Source organism: Moritella yayanosii, assembly GCF_900465055.1.
Taxonomy (GTDB): domain Bacteria; phylum Pseudomonadota; class Gammaproteobacteria; order Enterobacterales; family Moritellaceae; genus Moritella; species Moritella yayanosii.
Genome location: NZ_LS483250.1, coordinates 2,408,913 through 2,426,689 on the forward strand (window position 1 = coordinate 2,408,913; position 17,777 = coordinate 2,426,689).

The 17,777-nt window shown below is 41.6% G+C and carries 17 protein-coding genes; 9 read left to right on the forward strand and 8 right to left on the reverse strand.

Annotated features, from left to right (window positions below; genetic code table 11):
• The first annotated feature begins 7 nt into the window (after positions 1–7).
• The 6 genes from mltB to lipA all read left to right on the forward strand — a co-directional run bounded on the left by mltB (position 8) and on the right by lipA (position 5,157).
• A complete protein-coding gene (gene mltB, locus MORIYA_RS11150; RefSeq protein ID WP_112715204.1) occupies positions 8–1,003 on the forward strand; it encodes a lytic murein transglycosylase B in 996 nt (331 codons plus the stop codon).
• Entirely contained in the window at positions 993–1,784 is a 792-nt protein-coding gene (locus tag MORIYA_RS11155) for a septal ring lytic transglycosylase RlpA family protein (protein WP_112715206.1), read from the forward strand. The genes mltB and MORIYA_RS11155 overlap by 11 nt, the downstream gene beginning before the upstream one ends.
• 144 nt (positions 1,785–1,928) lie before the next feature.
• Positions 1,929–3,095 (forward strand): D-alanyl-D-alanine carboxypeptidase family protein, encoded by a 1,167-nt coding sequence (locus MORIYA_RS11160; protein ID WP_112715208.1) that lies wholly within the window; start codon positions 1,929–1,931, stop codon positions 3,093–3,095.
• A 93-nt stretch (positions 3,096–3,188) separates the two neighbouring features.
• Entirely contained in the window at positions 3,189–3,458 is a 270-nt protein-coding gene (gene ybeD / locus MORIYA_RS11165; protein WP_112718583.1) for a DUF493 family protein YbeD, read from the forward strand.
• Between the two features lie 83 nt (positions 3,459–3,541).
• A complete protein-coding gene (gene lipB, locus MORIYA_RS11170; RefSeq protein ID WP_174216924.1) occupies positions 3,542–4,195 on the forward strand; it encodes a lipoyl(octanoyl) transferase LipB in 654 nt (217 codons plus the stop codon).
• A complete protein-coding gene (gene lipA / locus MORIYA_RS11175; protein WP_112715212.1) occupies positions 4,192–5,157 on the forward strand; it encodes a lipoyl synthase in 966 nt (321 codons plus the stop codon). Before lipB ends, lipA begins: the two co-directional genes overlap by 4 nt.
• A 139-nt stretch (positions 5,158–5,296) precedes the next feature.
• On the opposite strand, the gene MORIYA_RS11180 is transcribed toward lipA, so the two are convergent.
• The 5 genes from MORIYA_RS11180 to gpt all read right to left on the reverse strand — a co-directional run bounded on the left by MORIYA_RS11180 (position 5,297) and on the right by gpt (position 9,683).
• Entirely contained in the window at positions 5,297–5,929 is a 633-nt protein-coding gene (locus tag MORIYA_RS11180; protein ID WP_112715214.1) for a hypothetical protein, read from the reverse strand.
• Between the two features lie 97 nt (positions 5,930–6,026).
• Positions 6,027–7,283, reverse strand: coding sequence for a glutamate-5-semialdehyde dehydrogenase (locus MORIYA_RS11185; protein WP_112715216.1), 1,257 nt, complete (start codon positions 7,281–7,283; stop codon positions 6,027–6,029).
• Between the two features lie 10 nt (positions 7,284–7,293).
• A complete protein-coding gene (gene proB, locus MORIYA_RS11190; protein WP_112715218.1) occupies positions 7,294–8,397 on the reverse strand; it encodes a glutamate 5-kinase in 1,104 nt (367 codons plus the stop codon).
• Positions 8,398–8,583: 186 nt separating this feature from the next.
• The gene (crl, locus tag MORIYA_RS11195; protein ID WP_112715220.1) at positions 8,584–8,994 is read right to left on the reverse strand and encodes a sigma factor-binding protein Crl; all 411 of its coding nucleotides are present in this window, start codon (positions 8,992–8,994) and stop codon (positions 8,584–8,586) included.
• A 227-nt stretch (positions 8,995–9,221) separates the two neighbouring features.
• Positions 9,222–9,683, reverse strand: coding sequence for a xanthine phosphoribosyltransferase (gene gpt / locus MORIYA_RS11200; protein WP_112715222.1), 462 nt, complete (start codon positions 9,681–9,683; stop codon positions 9,222–9,224).
• A 323-nt stretch (positions 9,684–10,006) separates the two neighbouring features.
• On the opposite strand from gpt, the gene MORIYA_RS11205 reads away from it, so the two are divergent.
• Complete coding sequence (locus MORIYA_RS11205) at positions 10,007–11,464, forward strand: aminoacyl-histidine dipeptidase (protein WP_112715224.1); 1,458 nt, start codon at positions 10,007–10,009, stop codon at positions 11,462–11,464.
• A gap of 473 nt (positions 11,465–11,937) precedes the next feature.
• Positions 11,938–12,360, forward strand: a complete 423-nt coding sequence (locus MORIYA_RS11210; protein WP_232011611.1) for a hypothetical protein — start codon at positions 11,938–11,940, stop codon at positions 12,358–12,360.
• 58 nt (positions 12,361–12,418) lie between these two features.
• Here the strand turns inward: MORIYA_RS11210 and MORIYA_RS11215 are convergent, their stop codons facing one another.
• The 3 genes from MORIYA_RS11215 to MORIYA_RS11225 are packed head-to-tail and all read right to left on the reverse strand — an operon-like array spanning position 12,419 to position 16,657.
• Positions 12,419–13,180, reverse strand: a complete 762-nt coding sequence (locus tag MORIYA_RS11215) for a phosphoadenylyl-sulfate reductase (RefSeq protein WP_112715226.1) — start codon at positions 13,178–13,180, stop codon at positions 12,419–12,421.
• Complete coding sequence (cysI, locus tag MORIYA_RS11220; RefSeq protein WP_112715228.1) at positions 13,173–14,861, reverse strand: assimilatory sulfite reductase (NADPH) hemoprotein subunit; 1,689 nt, start codon at positions 14,859–14,861, stop codon at positions 13,173–13,175. The genes MORIYA_RS11215 and cysI overlap by 8 nt, the downstream gene beginning before the upstream one ends.
• A complete protein-coding gene (locus tag MORIYA_RS11225; protein ID WP_112715230.1) occupies positions 14,861–16,657 on the reverse strand; it encodes an assimilatory sulfite reductase (NADPH) flavoprotein subunit in 1,797 nt (598 codons plus the stop codon). Before MORIYA_RS11225 ends, cysI begins: the two co-directional genes overlap by 1 nt.
• Positions 16,658–16,898: 241 nt before the next feature.
• Between MORIYA_RS11225 and MORIYA_RS11230 the strand changes: the two genes are divergently transcribed.
• Positions 16,899–17,672, forward strand: coding sequence for an enoyl-CoA hydratase (locus tag MORIYA_RS11230; RefSeq protein ID WP_112715232.1), 774 nt, complete (start codon positions 16,899–16,901; stop codon positions 17,670–17,672).
• Positions 17,673–17,777 lie beyond the last annotated feature (105 nt).

Below are 17,777 nucleotides of genomic sequence, written 5' to 3' on the forward strand. Positions count from 1 at the left end.
AATTCAGATGCTAGGTAAAAGAGTATTATTGCTGCTAGGTTTAGCAGTGTTTCAAGCTAATAGTGCTGAGTTAAGCAATGAGCATAAGACTTGGGTTGAAGAGTTAAGTACCAAATATGACATCTCAGAACAAGTACTGACCGATGCCATCGGCCAAGCAAAGTTCGATGAAAACGTCTTAACCAAGATCCAGACACCCTGGGAAAAAAAACCTTGGTATAAATACGCGCCAATCTTTATTACCGAAAGTCGTATTAACAAAGGTGTCGAGTACTGGCAGCAATACGAAGCTACCTTTGCTAAAGCCGAAGCAGAATATGGCGTCCCTGCCCAAGTTATCGTCGCCATTATGGGCGTGGAAACCTTCTATGGTAAATACAAAGGTAATATTTCGGTATTAGACTCTCTTTATACACTGGGTTTTAATTATCCATCCCGTGGTAAATTCTTTCGTCAAGAGTTCGCGCAATACATTAAATTAAGTGAACAACAAGGCTGGAAACTGACTGAAACACAAGGCTCATATGCGGGCGCGATGGGCTTAGGTCAATTTATCTCATCAAGTTACAGCTATTACGGCGTTGATTTTTCGGGTGATGGTAAAGTTGACATGATCAACGATCCTGTTGATGCGATCGGCAGTATTGCCAATTACTTTAGCAAGCATAAATGGACTACCGGTGCATCCGTTGCTTATCCAGTCAAAGCCGACAGTGAAAAAATAGCGGAATTACTGAGTTCATCATTAAAAATTACACATACATGGGCAGACTTAACCGCTGCAGGAGTGGTATTAAAAGAGTCTGATGAACGTGTACCAGCCATAACGATTGAAGACTCAAGCCCTGCGAAACTACTCAAACTACAACAACTTGATAGTGATGAATATTGGGTTTACCTCGATAACTTCTACACTATTACCCGTTACAACCACAGCCCATTATACGCAATGGCTGTATTCCAGTTAAGTGAAAAGATTAAACAAGCTAAACATGCGCAATAAACAGCGTTTAACTCTACTGTGTATCAGCGGCTTGTTGGCCGCATGTTCTTCATCCCGTTATCAGTACAGTGATGATCACGCACCAGAGAACATACCCCAACTTGATGATATTGCCGATGCGGTACCAACGCCGCAAACCTATAGTCGTTATGCCAACCGGGACTATCAGGTACGAGGCATTAATTATGAAGTATGGCGAGATATCAAAATCTTAACGCAAGAAGGTAAAGCATCTTGGTATGGTAATAAATTTCATGGTCACAAGACTTCAAACGGTGAAATTTATGACATGTTTTCGATGTCTGCAGCACACAAAAACTTACCACTACCGAGTTTTGTAAAAGTAACCAACCTAGGTAATGATAAAACCGTGATAGTGCGGGTTAATGATCGTGGACCGTTCCATTCCGAACGAATTATTGATTTGTCTTATGCTGCTGCGTATAAATTAGATATGTTGCAATCTGGCACGGCCAATGTACATGTCGAATTAATCATTCCAACTGCCGATAACAGCAGTTTATTTACCCCGAAACCACAGTGGTTTATTCAAGTATTAGCATCTAGTAGTGAAGCGAAAGCGCAACAGATTGCCGATAGTTTAAGGGCGCAATACAGCACCGAAAACCGCTTAGTCATCAGTGGTAAGTTTCATCGAGTACAGCTAGGGCCGATTTCAAATACTGAGCAAGCACAAGAATTATTAACTAAAGTTCAACAACAATATACAAATGCTTATATTTTGAAGGAACTTTCCAGTAAAACTGTATCTAATAAATAAACTTTAAATAGTAAGACAACCATTCAGCTAGTTTGATAGACTAGCTGAATGGTTCGAATAAACTTGATTAAAAACCGTTTAATCAAGTTTATTTACTTAATTTATCAATGACTTAATTCCAACTTAATTATAGCGAAGTGAAACGTGGCCAATCAATTTAAAAAACTTATCCTAACGAGCCTCGCAGTGGCGAGTTTCTCCTTAAGTGCAGCACCAAGTGTGATTCCAGATACACCCGTTGTGGCAGCTAAAGCATTCATATTAATTGATTTTGATTCAGGCAAAGTGATCGCAGAAAAAAATGCAGACGATTTATTAAAACCTGCCAGCCTAACTAAAATGATGACCAGTTATGTTATTGGCCAAGAAATAAAATCTGGTAATATCAACCTTGACGATCAAGTAACTATCAGTAAAAATGCATGGGCTAAAAACTTCCCAGATTCATCAAAGATGTTTATCGAAGTTGGCAAAACCGTCACCGTAGAAAAACTCAATCAAGGCATCATCGTTCAATCTGGTAATGATGCTTGCGTGGCGATGGCTGAGTATATTGCGGGCACAGAAGGTGCCTTTGCGCAGTTGATGAACTCATGGAGCAAACAGCTCGGTATGGATGCCACGCACTTTGTTAATAGCCACGGTTTAGATACCAAAGATCAATACACCACCGCGCGTGATATGGCGATATTAGGACAAGCACTTATCCGTGATGTACCTGAAGAGTACCGCATTTACTCGCAAAAGAAATTTAGCTATAACGGCATCACCCAATACAACCGTAATGGCTTATTGTGGGATAAAAGCATGAACGTTGACGGCATTAAAACCGGTCATACTTCAGGCGCAGGTTACAACCTCGTTTCTTCAGCAACAAAAGATAACATGCGTTTAGTTGCGGTGGTACTGGGTACTAAAAGTACGGATGCGCGTAAAGCAGAAAGTAAAAAACTGCTTAACTTCGGTTTCCGATTCTATGAAACAGTCACCCTGCATGAAGCCAATTCAAGCATAGTGGCAGAACGTGTATGGATGGGTGAGCAAGAGCAGATTGAACTGGGTTTAGCGAATAAATTAACGTTGACAGTACCACGTGGTCAAGCAAAAAACTTAACCGCTTATTTTGAGATCCAAAAAGAGCTAAGCGCACCTATCGCTAAAGGTGATATCGTCGGTAAAGTATTCTATAAACTTAACGATGAAGAGATTGCTCAAGCTGATTTGATCGCACTTGAAGACGTTGAATTAGGCAGTTGGTTTAGCAGATTAATTGATTATTTCAAATTATTATTTGTCGGTTGGTTTGGTTAATCCTTTCCCTGATACCGTTACCCGATTATAATGACGAATACAAAGGGGGCAGTTGTCTCCTTTGCCATTATTTCTAAGGTACGAGAAAAACTAATGTCTTTAAATACCAAATTCGACGAATTGCTTGATTTTCCTTGTCTACTTAACTTTAAAGTTATCGGCAATACCGATCCTAAACTCGAAGATAACATTGTTGCAGTGGCACAGAAGCATGTTCCAGGTAACTATGCCCCTAGCTCTAGAAAGAGCAGCAAAGGCACTTACAACTCTGTATCTATCAAAATTAAAGTCCAAGACAAAGATCAAATAGAAGGCTTATACATAGCGTTCGGTGCGATCCCAGGTGTGGTCCACGTTTTATAATAACTAATACCAATATCAACAATCTAATTAGTGTGACTAATTAGATTTTTTGCGTTGTTGTTAATCATATAGAAGAGCATATTTTGTCAGAACATAGCATTATAATTCGTCAACTTAATCGCCAACCTTACAGCACTGTATTTGACGCGATGAAGTCGTTTACTGATAACCGAGACGACAACACAGAAGATGAACTTTGGTTTGTTGAGCACGACCCGGTATTTACCCAAGGTCAAGCTGGTAAAGCTGAACATATACACGCCACAGGCGACATCCCCGTCGTTCAAGCCGATCGTGGTGGCCAAGTGACTTATCATGGCCCTGGTCAGCAAGTAGTGTACTTCTTACTCGATATCAAACGCCGTAAACTTGGCGTACGAGACCTTGTCAGCCACATCGAGAATGGTATTATTGCCACACTGGCAGAAACAGATATTGAAGCCTACCCTCGTGCAGATGCACCCGGTGTTTATGTTGCTGACAAAAAAGTTGCTTCATTAGGTTTAAGGATCAGAAAAGGCCGTTCGTTCCATGGTTTAGCGCTTAATGTAAACATGGACTTATCCCCTTTTTTGCGTATTAACCCTTGTGGTTATGCGGGTATGGAAATGACCCAAACAAGTGATCTGGGTGGTGCTACCAGCTTAGAAGAGATACAACCTAAGCTAGTCGAACACCTATGTTCCCTGCTAGAATACACCCAATTAACTTTCAAAGATGGATTAACAGAGCCATGAGTAAAACCGTTCGATTAGAGCCAGGCGTTAAACTTCGCGACGCCGATAAAATGGCTAAAATTCCAGTCAAAATTATTGCTACTGAGAATGATGAGATCCTGCGTAAGCCATCGTGGCTGAAGATCCGCCTACCGAAAAGCTCTGCTCGTATCCAAGAAATTAAAGCTGTGATGCGTGAAAACAACCTGCATTCAGTTTGTGAAGAAGCATCTTGTCCAAACCTTACTGAGTGCTTTAACCACGGTACTGCGACCTTTATGATCATGGGCGCAATCTGTACTCGTCGCTGCCCATTCTGCGATGTTGCTCATGGTAAACCATTACCACTTGTTGCCGAAGAACCGCTGAAATTAGCACAAACGATTGCCAAAATGAAGCTAAAATACGTGGTTATTACCTCTGTAGATCGTGATGATTTACGTGATGGTGGCGCACAACATTTTGTCGATTGTATCCGTGAGATCCGCTTACTTAACCCTGAAATAAAAATCGAAATTTTAGTTCCAGATTTCAAAGGCCGTATGGATAAAGCATTAGAAATCTTTAAAGATACTCCACCCGATGTATTTAACCACAACCTAGAAACTGCACCACAACATTACAAAATGGCGCGTCCTGGTTCTGATTATCAGTGGTCTTTACGTTTACTTAAACGCTTTAAAGAAATGCATCCAAACGTTCCAACTAAGTCAGGTCTAATGATGGGCTTGGGTGAAACCAACGAAGAGATTGCAGAAGTAATTAAAGATCTTGCTGAGAATGGCGTAACGATGTTGACACTAGGTCAATATTTACAACCTAGCCGTCATCACTTGCCAGTGAAACGCTACGTTCACCCAGACGACTTTGATGCACTTGGTGCACTTGCAAAAGAAGTTGGCTTTGAGCATGCTGCTTGCGGTCCATTCGTGCGTTCTTCATACCATGCAGACTTACAAGCACAAGGCAAAGAGGTTAGTTAACCTTAACCTGTGTTTTATCAACGCTAACACGATAATATATGTTCGCTGTTAGCGTTGATTTACCCCTATCCATAGCAAATCAGTAAACTTCACATCACGATTTAACTATCCAGCGCCTAACACTATTTAGCCGACTTTTTTAATCCGAGTCAAAATAAGCACCCGGTACGCTAAGTAACCGTTTCGTCGCATCGATAGGCATTTCTAAAATACCTTTAATTGCGCCTTTTGCCGCCCCTTTCGAGGCATTTTCACCAATCTTATCACTGGCTTCAACCAAGGCCTCAACACGTGTGAGCGTTGATGGTATATCCACCCGTACTTTTTCAATCTGAGTTAAAATTAGTGGGATCAATTGGTTAATACCATCCACGCGCTTGTTCACCGCATCCACACGTTTCAGCATCGCAGGGATCTGCTTATTAACCGCATTAACTTGCTTTAATAACGCAGGTAACTCAGCACGCACTGCCGCCACTTCAGCGAGAATAGCGGGCACCGCTAAACGCACCGCTGCAACTTCGATTAAGATATTCGGGATGCTTTGCGCATTTATCATCTCGACTTGTGCCACTATCGCCGGTATTTGTACCGAAATATCATCAAACTTCTGCAATATATCCGGTAATGCCTGTCGAACTTCAGCCACTTCTTTGGTCAATTTCAGTACCGCATAGGAGAAATAGCTTAAACTGGCTGCAATCAAAGCGGCCGCTAATACTGCTGATGCATTAAACCGTGACGCTAGTTTGTTTACCGCTTGTTGAGCCATAGGCTCCTCCATGTGTCATCACCCGAGATATAAAAAAGGCAGTCACATATCACGGACTGCCTGAGCACTTTATCAAATTAGCAACACAGTAAGATGCTTACGGACGAATTAAACCATCACCAATTGCAATCCATTTATACGTTGTTAATTCTTCTAAGCCCATCGGACCACGCGCATGTAATTTTTGTGTTGATACCGCAACTTCAGCGCCTAAACCAAACTGGCTGCCATCAGTGAAACGCGTACTTGCATTCACGTAAACAGCTGCTGAGTTAACCGCGTTTAAGAAACGCGTCGCATTGGTTAAGTTATCCGTTAAAATCGCATCTGAGTGCTCTGTTGAATGCTCACGAATATGAATAATCGCTTCTTCAACATCAGCGACCACTTTAACGCCTAACACCAGCGCGAGCCATTCTTGATCAAAACAATCCGCGGTTGCCACATGTAAATTCTTTGCATTCACGTTGGATAATATAATATGCGCTTTTGGTTCAGCACGTAATTCCACTGCGTTTGCGGCTAAACGTTCAGCGAGTAATGGCAAGAAGCTTTCAGCAATGTCTTTATGCACTAATACCGTATCTAATGCATTACAAGCCGAAGGACGTTGGACCTTGGCATTTTCAATGATCGCTAGTGCATCTTCAACCTTAGCAGATGCATCAACAAACGCATGACAAATACCCATACCTCCGGTGATCACCGGGATGGTACTCTGCTCTTGGCATAAACGATGTAAACCTGGGCCACCACGAGGGATGATCATGTCGACATATTTATCCATTTTCAATAACGCAGTAACCAGCTCACGGTTTGGATCGGCAATTACTTGGATCGAGTCCGTTGGTAACTGCGCTTTTGCTAACGCGGCTTGGATCACACTCACCAACGCTAGATTTGAATGAACGGTTTCTTTACCGCCACGTAAAATAGCCGCATTACCTGTTTTTAAGCTTAACGCCGCAATATCAATCGTCACATTGGGACGCGCTTCATAAATTACGCCAATCACGCCTAATGGAATACGACGTTTCGATAAACGTAAGCCGTTTTCTAATACCTTACCTTCAGATTCTGCTCCCACTGGATCGGGTAATGCAATCACACCACGTACATCAGCAATGATCGCCGTCAGTCTTACTTCTGTTAATAATAGACGGTCTAGTAACGCATCGGTTAAACCATTGGCTTTACCGGCAGCAATATCTTTCGCATTCGCGACTAAGATCTCTACTTGGCTATTTTCTAGTTCACACGCAATACATTCGAGAGCGTAATTCTTCTGTGCAGTGGTTAATGTGGCTAATTCATAACTCGCAAGCTTGGCTTTTTTTCCTAATTCTTGTAACACGTTATCTTCCTTAAAATAAAACTAAATCATCACGATGGATGGCAACAGCACCGTAGCCGTAACCTAACTTGCTTTCGATATCACACGAATGGCAACCTGCAATTGTTGCAAGCTCATCACTGGTATAACGGCAGATGCCACGCCCAAGTAATTTACCTTGCAGGGATTGTAATTGGATCACATCGCCACGTTTAAAATTTGCCGATACTGCGGTAATACCTTTCGGTAATAAACTACTGCCATTTTGCGTTATCGCATTCACAGCGCCATCATCAATAATAACAATACCCGATGGTGTCGGTCCTGCTAAGATCCATTGTTTACGACTTTCTAGTGGACTGATATGCGAAGGGAATAAGGTACCAACACGCTTGCCAGCAGCAATACGTAGTACCACATCTTTGGCAAAACCTGCCGCGATCACCACATCAATACCTGATCGACAAGCAATTTCAGCTGCTTGCAACTTAGTCGCCATACCACCAGTACCAAGACAGCCGACAGTGCCGCCCGCTAATTGACGTATCTCATCATCAATCACATCAACAACTTCAATCAACTTCGCATCCGGATTATTACGTGGATCAGCGGTAAACAAGCCTTCTTGATCGGTTAACAGCATTAACGTATCTGCGTTCGCTAAAATAGCCGCAAGAGCCGATAAATTATCATTATCACCCACTTTAATTTCAGCTGTAGCGACCGCATCATTTTCATTAATAATCGGCACAATACGGTTGTCTAATAATGCCCGCATGGTATCGCGCGCATTTAAAAATCGTTCACGATCATCAAGATCAGCACGTGTTAATAACATCTGGCCGACATTGAGACCGTAGATGTTAAACAGGCTTTGCCAAATAAAAATAAGCTGACTTTGACCAACCGCGGCCAACATCTGCTTATTTGCCATGGTGGGGGCCAATTCAGGAGCACCTAAATGTTCACGTCCGGCAGCAATCGCACCAGACGTTACCACTATAATATCATGCCCTTGCTTGTACAATTGCGCACATTGACGAACCAACTCAACCATGTGGGCACGATCTATTTTTTCCGTGCCACTGGTTAATACACTGGTTCCTAACTTCACCACTATGGTTTTCTTAGCCATTTAACTCATTCTCGTTACTAACTTAATGACTATTTTGACCTGAGAAGCACTTTTATACAATAGGGTAAAGCTTGATAGACGGGGAAGTACAGCGAAACACTGTACTTTTATCAAATCGACCGCTGCATTGATCATCAAACCGAAGAACTGGATAGAATTTATGAAAATAACGACATAATCAAGATGCTATGCCGCAGACAAGATCAAGGTCTTCGCCAATATAGAGGACGGTTTTAGATTAAAGTTCAACTGCTCTGTCAAACAAACAGATAATTTCTCATAGAATACATTAAGTGATTTTGTGACATCTCGTTGCAACGTTTTAGGAATTGGCGTTACAAGCCACTTACCGGCTTTATTATACGTGCCAAACTGATATTGATATTCAAACGTATCATCGACTAAATTCATCTCTAACCACCAACCGTAAAACTCACGTTCTTGAGATTCAATATTGGCATCAATACAGACACTAAAACAATCGAAGTAAAAAGAAGTAGGTTGGCAATTATGTTCTCTTAAATAAGGGCCTAGAGCATTTAAAATACGAATACGTTTACGAAAATAAATCAAATTGGGATCAGTCGGTATTACCATAATGATTATCTCTTAAGTACTGTTCGTGATGAGTTATGCGCTATAAATGATTCACTATAAATGTTGGGGGATAACTGTTAAGTATAGTTGACAATAAAATAAGGTCAAATTATACGACTAAAAAACAAGGTTTTCACAGTATATAATATCGGTTTAATACAGAACCGAAATTTACGACACTATTTAATAACGAGAATACAGTCTGACGTATATTCTCGGTGGTTTAATTAATCTTGTTTGCAGATTGGTTCTACAAATTCAATCACCATATCCCAAGGTAACTCAATCCAAGTATCCTGGCTAATAGCAGTAACAAAATCATCCACTAAATGCTCACCAAGGGGCTTTGCATAGACAGTAACAAATTTGCCTTTAGGGTACATTTGGCGAATTTTCTTCGCTGTTTCACCACTATCAACTAAATCATCAATAATAATAAAACCTTCACCATCACCTGGTGCTGATTTTAATACTGTTATATCACGCTGATGATCGTGGTCGTAGCTTGAGATACATACAGTATCAACATGACGTAAGTCTAATTCACGAGCAAGAATGGCTGCAGGTACTAAACCACCACGACTAACCGCAATGATACCTTTCCACTGTGTTGCAGGCAGAAGCTTACGAGCAAGTTTACGCGTATCACGCTGTAAATCATCCCAAGATACTATAAATTTATCACTCATTTAACCAACCTCTATATACACTTAGCGAACGAACTAAGGTATAGCTATATAAAATCATCAACGAAGGGTTTACGTACAAAAATCCGACTTTGTACACACAATTTGCAACCCGTAAAGATACCAGCACTTGACCATCAGGACAAGTTATTAGCTAGCAATTACCTCCTATGGAGTATTATAAGGCGACAACTTGTTTACGGTATCGCATAACTATAGATTAACACAGTGGATTTGGAATATTACGCTTTACTATCTCAATAAACTGGAACATCCTTTGTCTCATGCTAAGTATAATGATTAATTCCAACTAAGGAGCTACTGTAGTGGCAAATTTAAGTAATTTAGAACCGCAAGTTGTCTGGCATATTTTTGAGCAAATGTGTGCCCACCCACGTCCTTCAAAGCATGAAGAAAAAGTCTCTGCGTGGATCCAAAAATTAGCGAAAGATCATAATATTGAATGCAAAGAAGACAAAGTGGGCAACCTTATCCTACGTAAATCTGCGACCGCTGGTATGGAAGATCGTAAAGGTGTGGTATTACAAGCGCACATGGACATGGTTCCGCAAAAAAATTCTGACATCGAACATAACTTTGTTACTGATCCTATTGATGCCTATGTTGATGGTGAATGGGTAACAGCCCGTGGTACAACATTAGGCGCTGATAATGGTATTGGTCTAGCAGCCAGTCTTGCCGTTATCTTTTCAGACAATATTGAACATGGTCCACTCGAAGTACTTGTCACTATCGATGAAGAAGCCGGTATGACTGGCGCGTTTGGTCTTGAAGCCGGTTGGTTAGAAGGTGACATCCTACTAAATACAGATTCAGAAGACGAAGGCGAAGTATACATGGGTTGTGCGGGCGGCATTGACGCTAACATTCAGTTCCCACTGCAACATGAAGCCGCGCCAAGCGATCATCAAACATTTGAAATTGTTATTAAAGGTTTAAAAGGCGGTCACTCTGGTGTTGATATCCACCTAGGCCGTGGTAATGCCAACAAACTATTAGCCCGTTTCCTAAAAGAAGCAGGTCGTGACATCGCGGTTCGTCTAGCAACCATCAATGGCGGTACGTTACGTAACGCTATCCCACGAGAAGCCTTCGCGATTGTTACCGTAGCACCAGCACAACGTGAAGAATTTAAAGCCTGCTTGGAATTTTTCACCCAAGCAATAAAAAAAGAACTCAGCGCAACAGAACCGTTTATCGAAGTAACCTTAACGCCAATTGTTGAGCAACCACAAGTATTAACCGTCGATTGCCAAACTCGTCTTATCGCGGCATTAAATGGGGTATTTAACGGCGTTGTACGCATGAGTGACGAAGTTGAAGGTGTGGTTGAAACATCATCCAATCTAGGTGTCGTAGAAACACAAACTGATAACGTCTTTATCAAATGTTTAATCCGCTCATTATCTGACTCTTGCCGCATTGATGCACAAGAAATGATTGCCTCGGTATTTGAATTAGCTGGCGGTAAGGTTGTGCTTGACGGCGCTTACCCAGGTTGGAAACCAGATACAACATCACCAATTATGCAAATAATGCGTGACGTATATGAAAAAGAGTTTGGTTCTGTACCAAAAATTATGGTGATCCATGCTGGTCTTGAATGTGGTTTATTCAAAACATCATATCCAAACATGGATATGGCATCATTCGGTCCAACCATTTGCTTCCCACACTCACCTGATGAGAAAGTAAATATCACCACTGTTGATATGTTCTGGAAATACTTACAGGCGATCCTAAAAGCAATCCCAACAAAGTAAGCTAAACCAGGCTATATCGATTGACTCATTTGCATTGCGTCAGCGAACAGTTATCACAAAGCCAAGTCTCTAACTTGGCTTTTTTGTAGCTAACATACTAATATAACGTATCGATTGCATTAATCCCATCGCAGTAACAACAGGTGTATACCCAAGTTACTTCAAGATGCTATATCAGAGACGAGCAGGGATAACAGTACAAGGCGCAATATGTAGAGAATGGTTATTCCATTTTCAAATGTTGTAACGCTGTGCTGCTATTTCTGCTCGCCTCCCGTAGGGCAAGCCGAAAGAATGAATCTTCGGCGTTATGAAGTCTTAATTTAGAATAATTAAATCTTCGACTTCATGCCTTGAATCTCCTTTCCTTTCGGTTTGCTGATTGTGCATCTTGAAGTAGCTTGGGTATATATCCATTGAGGGATGACGCTGCCCAGCAATATTTGCTACAATTTAGTTATATAAACAATCCGATGAAAGATAAGCGAGTGATGATGAAAAAAATGGCCATTTTAATAATCAGCCTAGCCAGTAGCTTTTCGACATTTTCGACGCAAGCCAGTAGCGCAGACGACGCATGGAATGCCTCTAAAGAAGCGATGGGGGAAGCATGGGATAAAACCAAAGAAGCAACAAATAAAGCCATGGAAGCCGCAAAAGGTAAAACCGATGAGCTATTAGAAAAAAGTACAGATAATAGTGACGAATGGTTTGAATCCTTTAAAAAAGGCGCAGAATCGAGTTGGGATAAAACCAAACAAAAAATAGAAGAGTTAAAAAAAGAATTAGATGAAGCTCATAAATCATTATCAGAAAAAGATAAAAAAGAAGAGACACAATCGACACCAAAAGCAGCACCGATTGATAACGTTATTCCAGAATGGAAAAAAGCTTAGTGCTAATACGTTAGCACTAAGCTTTATTAATCAAGATAAGGTGATGATGGCATAACGATTAAATACCACTACCACCCACTTCATCACTCTCTTCATGTAAACCACATTCACGTTTGAGACCAAAGAAGCGTGTCTCTTCTTCCGTCATGCCTGGTTGCAGCGGTTGTGACGTATGCACATCACCGACCGAAACATAATTCTGCTCCCACAACGGATGATAACTCAGCCCGTTATCTTGCAGATAATAATGAATATCTTTATTGCTCCAATCAATAATAGGCAAAAATTTAAAACAGCCATTTTGAATAGACAAGACCGGTAATGCTTCGCGACTCGATGACTGACTACGACGTAAACCAGAAAACCATACTTGTGCCCCCAATTCTTTCAGCGCACGTTTCATTGGTTCAACTTTATTAAGCACATTGTATTGGGTAATGCCCTCAACACCTTGTTCCCACAATTTACCATAACGCGATTCCTGCCAAGCAGCAGACTGCGGCGCGCTATATATCTGTAAATTAAGGCTGAGTTGTTGAGTTAACTCATCAATAAACTGATATGTCTCCGGGAATAAGTACCCGGTATCGGTTAAAATCACCGGAATATCAGCTTTAAACTGCGTTAACAAATGCAAACACACGGCGGCTTGAATACCAAAGCTCGATGACAATACTAATTTGTCACCCAACTCAGTAACAGCCCAACCAACACGTTGCTGCGCTGTCATCGCTTCTAGCAGAGCATTAACCACGGTTAAAGCTGCTTTCTGGCCTGCCTTGTCTAACCTTAATAATTCATCTAAGTTCAATTTAGCCATGGAAATCTCTCGACGCAATAATCACAGGTTTAATCACGCCACTGCGCACCACAAAATCACCAAAACGTTCATCTGGTAAGGCGTTACTTGCCCATGCCGCAATTAATGTATCAAGGATCGCTAAGATCTCTGCTTCACCAATATTTTCTCGGTACATCTTGTTTAAACGCATGCCGTTATTCTTTGCGCCCAAATACATATTGTATTTGCCTGGCCCTTTACCAACAAAGCCAACTTCTGCTAAGAATGGACGAGCACAGCCATTGGGACAGCCCGTCATGCGCATCACAAAGTGTTCGTCAGGAATGCCGTGTTTAGTGAGTAAATCTTCAACTTTAGTCACCAACGACGGTAAATAACGCTCTGCTTCAGCCATCGCTAACGCACATGTTGGCAGTGCAACACACGCCATTGAGTTTAAGCGTTGCTGACTTAATTTATCTGAATACAGACCATATAAACGTGCCAGACGTTCTATTTGTTCTTTATCCTGTTCAGCCACACCTGCAATGATTAAGTTTTGGTTGGCGGTCATTCTAAAATCACCGTTGTGGATCTTAGCAATTTCAACTAATCCGGTTTTAATCGGATGGGTTTCGGTATCAACGATACGACCATTTTCAATAAACAGGGTTAAATGCCATTTATTATCAATACCTTTGATCCAACCAAAGCGATCACCACGAGTGGTAAACTCAATGGCTTTTGGTGTTTCAAATTTAATACCTGAACGTAATTCGACTTCTGCACGGAATTTATCCACACCATGGTCTTCCAGGGTGTATTTCAAACGTGCACGTTTACGATCAGTACGGCAACCCCAATCACGTTGTACTGTTAATACCGCTTTCGCGATTTTAACTGCATCTTCTGGTTTTACAAAACCAAAATCATCAGCTAAACGTGGGAAAGTATTCACATCACCATGGGTTGTACCCATACCGCCACCCACTAATACATTAAAACCAGCGAGCTTACCGTTATCGCCAATCGCCACAAAGTTTAAATCATTGGCATGAATATCCACGTCGTTGTGTGGCGGAATAGCAACGGCAATCTTAAATTTACGTGGCAAGTAAGTAGACCCATACATAGGTTCAACTTCATTACTATGCACTTTTTCACCGTCTAGCCATAATTCTGCATAGGCATTGGTATTTGGTAACAAGTCATCACTTAAACGAGTAGCCCACGCATAAGCTTCTTGGTGTAATGCTGATTCAACCGGGTTCGGTGTACACATTACATTACGGTTAACATCACCACAGGCGGCAATCGAATCCAAGTTAACCGAACCTAATGCTTGGATCAATGGTTTCACTTGTGGCTTTAAAATACCATGGTACTGAAATGTTTGACGTGTCGTCAGACGGATACTGCCATAGATAGTTAAGTCACTGGCAATACGATCTATCTCTAACCATTGCTCAGGAGTACAAATACCACCGGGAACACGCGCTCGTAGCATAAAGCTATGACGAGGTTCTAATTTTTGTTTCTGACGCTCGGCACGAATATCACGATCATCTTGCTGATAAAAACCATGAAACTTCGTTAATTGCATATCATCATCTGACAGTCCGCCTGTGATTTGATCTGCTAAGCCTTCAGCAATGGTGCCGCGTAAAAAATTACTTTCTGTTTTAATGCGTTCATTAACCGCTAATTTTTTGTCGTTCATCAGTACACATCCCTCTGATAACGTTTATTTCGACGTAGTTCAGCAACATACTCTTCTGCTTCGCTACGCGCTAATTTACCTTGTTCTGCTACAATTTCGATCAATGCTTCATTGACATCTTTCGCCATTCTATCGCCATCACCGCAAACATAAACATGGGCGCCTTGCTCTAACCAGGCATACAGCTCTGCCGCATTTTCACGTAAACGGTCTTGCACATAAACTTTCTCTGCTTGATCGCGTGAGAAAGCCACATCCATTTTAGTCAATAGACCCGATTTCAAGTAGCCCTGCCATTCGGTTTGATACAAGAAATCATCAGTAAAGTGTTGGTTACCAAAGAATAACCAATTATTCCCGGCTGCTTCACGTACGTCACGTTCTTGTAAAAAAGCACGGAATGGTGCGATCCCGGTACCAGGACCAATCATAATCACAGCTGTGTCATCGTTATTTGGTAGACGGAAGTTATCGTTGTGTTCAACAAAAACCTCAACCTCAGCACCTTCTTCGAGACGTTGCAGGAAACCAGAAGCTCCACCAATACGCTGTTCACCGTTTTGCTGATAATCAACCACTGCAACAGTCAAATGCACTTCACCTTCAGCTTCATTAGGACTCGAAGCAATGGAGTAAAGACGTGGCGTTAGTTTGCGTAAACCACTAATAAGTTGTTCTGCGGTTAATTTTGCTTTCTTTTCATCAATCACATCTAAGATTTGACGACCATAACAATAGTGACGTAAGGCTGCTTTATCATCGAGTAATTTAGCTAATTTCTTTGAACCAGATAGTTCCGCATAAGCCTGAATGAAACTTGGATAACTCTGGGTTAATTCGAAACGATTAATCAGTGCATCGCGTAAAGTGTCAGTTTCATTTGCGACGGTAACCGTTTCGGTACCATCTAATTCCAGTTGGTCTAAAATCGCATCGACAAGCACAGGATCATTCTTAAACCAGATCCCTAACGCATCGCCAGCTTGATAACGAATGCCGCTATCATCTAATGCAATTTCAACATGACGAATATCTTTAGCAGAGAAACGCCCAGTGATCTTTTGATTCACTAATAGTTCGGTTTTAAATGGCTTCTTTTTTGTATACGTATTAGCAACATGATTTGACGCCACAGCAGCAATCGGCGCTGCCGTCGTTGTTACTTCTTTTAGCGTTGCTTTAACTGCAGCAAGAGCCTGTTCGCTCCACGCAGCAACCATATCATCATAATCAACATCACAGTCAGCACGTGCGACAACCGCTTCAGCACCCAGTGCAGCTAAGCGCTCATCAAACTCCAAACCGGTTTGACAATAGAACTCATAACTTGAATCGCCTAATGCACAGACACTGTATTTAAGATCTGGTACTTTAGGGGCTTTTTTAGAGGCTAAGAACTCATGGAAAGCAACAGCATCATCTGGCGCTTCGCCCTCACCATTGGTACTCGCGACAATCAGCAAATGCGATTCTGTTTTCAATTCTTTGGCTTTATAATCTGCCATATTCACAAGTCGGGCTGAGATACCTTGCGTTTGCGCTTGCTGATAAAGTTCTTCCGCTACGCCTTTGGCATTACCGGTTTGTGAACCAAATAAAATAGTGACTCGTTGAGCCGACTGAGAAACAGCTCCCTGTGCCTGTACTTGAGCGCCAGATGCTTGACTTATCCCGGCCAAATATCCACTTACCCACGCGGTTTGCGTTGGTGACAAATCATTAAGTGCTAATTGCAATTGTGATAACTGCGGCTCACTCAACGGACTCGTCAATGATGATAGTTCCTTTAATAGCATATTACGGCTTCCACTGTGCTGAATTAGATAAAGATTAACGACTGTTAACGATAACCACAAAGAATAAATAATGATTTTTTATTCCTTTTTGTTATATTAAAACTTGCGACTCTGTGTCTACATAACAAATAAAATAAACTTTCCCAACAAGGTTAACACCTAACTTTAACATTTATAGTGCAATCCAACATACTTACATGGCAACATAGTTATTCCAAAAAACCATTAACAGGAACATAAAATGGCAACTTATTTACTGACACAGTTAAATGAACAAGGTGTATTAACGTTAACCCTCAATCGATTAGATAAGCTCAATGCATTTAACAGCGCGTTTTATACCGAGCTAGCAGAGGCTTTTCGTCAGGCTGATCACAACCCAGCTGTACGTGTGGTGATACTGCGCGGGTCAGAAAGTTGTTTCAGTGCTGGTAATGACATGGCTGATTTCATGAATGGTATGGGCTTCTCTAAAGATCAGCCACTGATGCAGTATATGTGGGCATTATTACACTTCTCAAAACCAGTAATTGCCGCAGTAGCTGGGCCAGCTATCGGTATTGGTACCACGATGCTCATGCATTGTGACCTCGTATACCTTGCCGATAACGCCGTACTGCGCCTGCCATTTACTGACCTTGCCGCCGTACCAGAATATGCTGCCAGTCTGATATTACCGCGTCTTGCCGGTCATCAACGCGCCGCCGAACTGATGCTGCTTGCAGATAAATTTGATGCTCAAACCGCATTGGAAATCGGCCTCGCTAATAAAGTACTTCCCGTTGATGAATTATTTGCAATGGCTGAAAAAAGTGCCTTAAAGCTAGCGGCGAAAGCGCCGGCATCGTTACGTAATACCAAAAAATTGATGAAAGCTGAGTTGATTAACCAAATAGAAAAAGTGATCGACGTTGAGCTTGAGTACTTCTCAGCGGCACTTGAAAGTGAAGAATCAAAAGAAGCAGTAAACGCTTTTATGCAAAAGCGGAAACCTGATTTCTCACGATTTAGTTAATCGCATTCCACATGCCTATTTAATATGAATCGGCTGACCACTCTCTGACTACATTATTGATATTACGCAAAGTAGAACAAAATATAGCGCTTAGTTTTCTGTTCT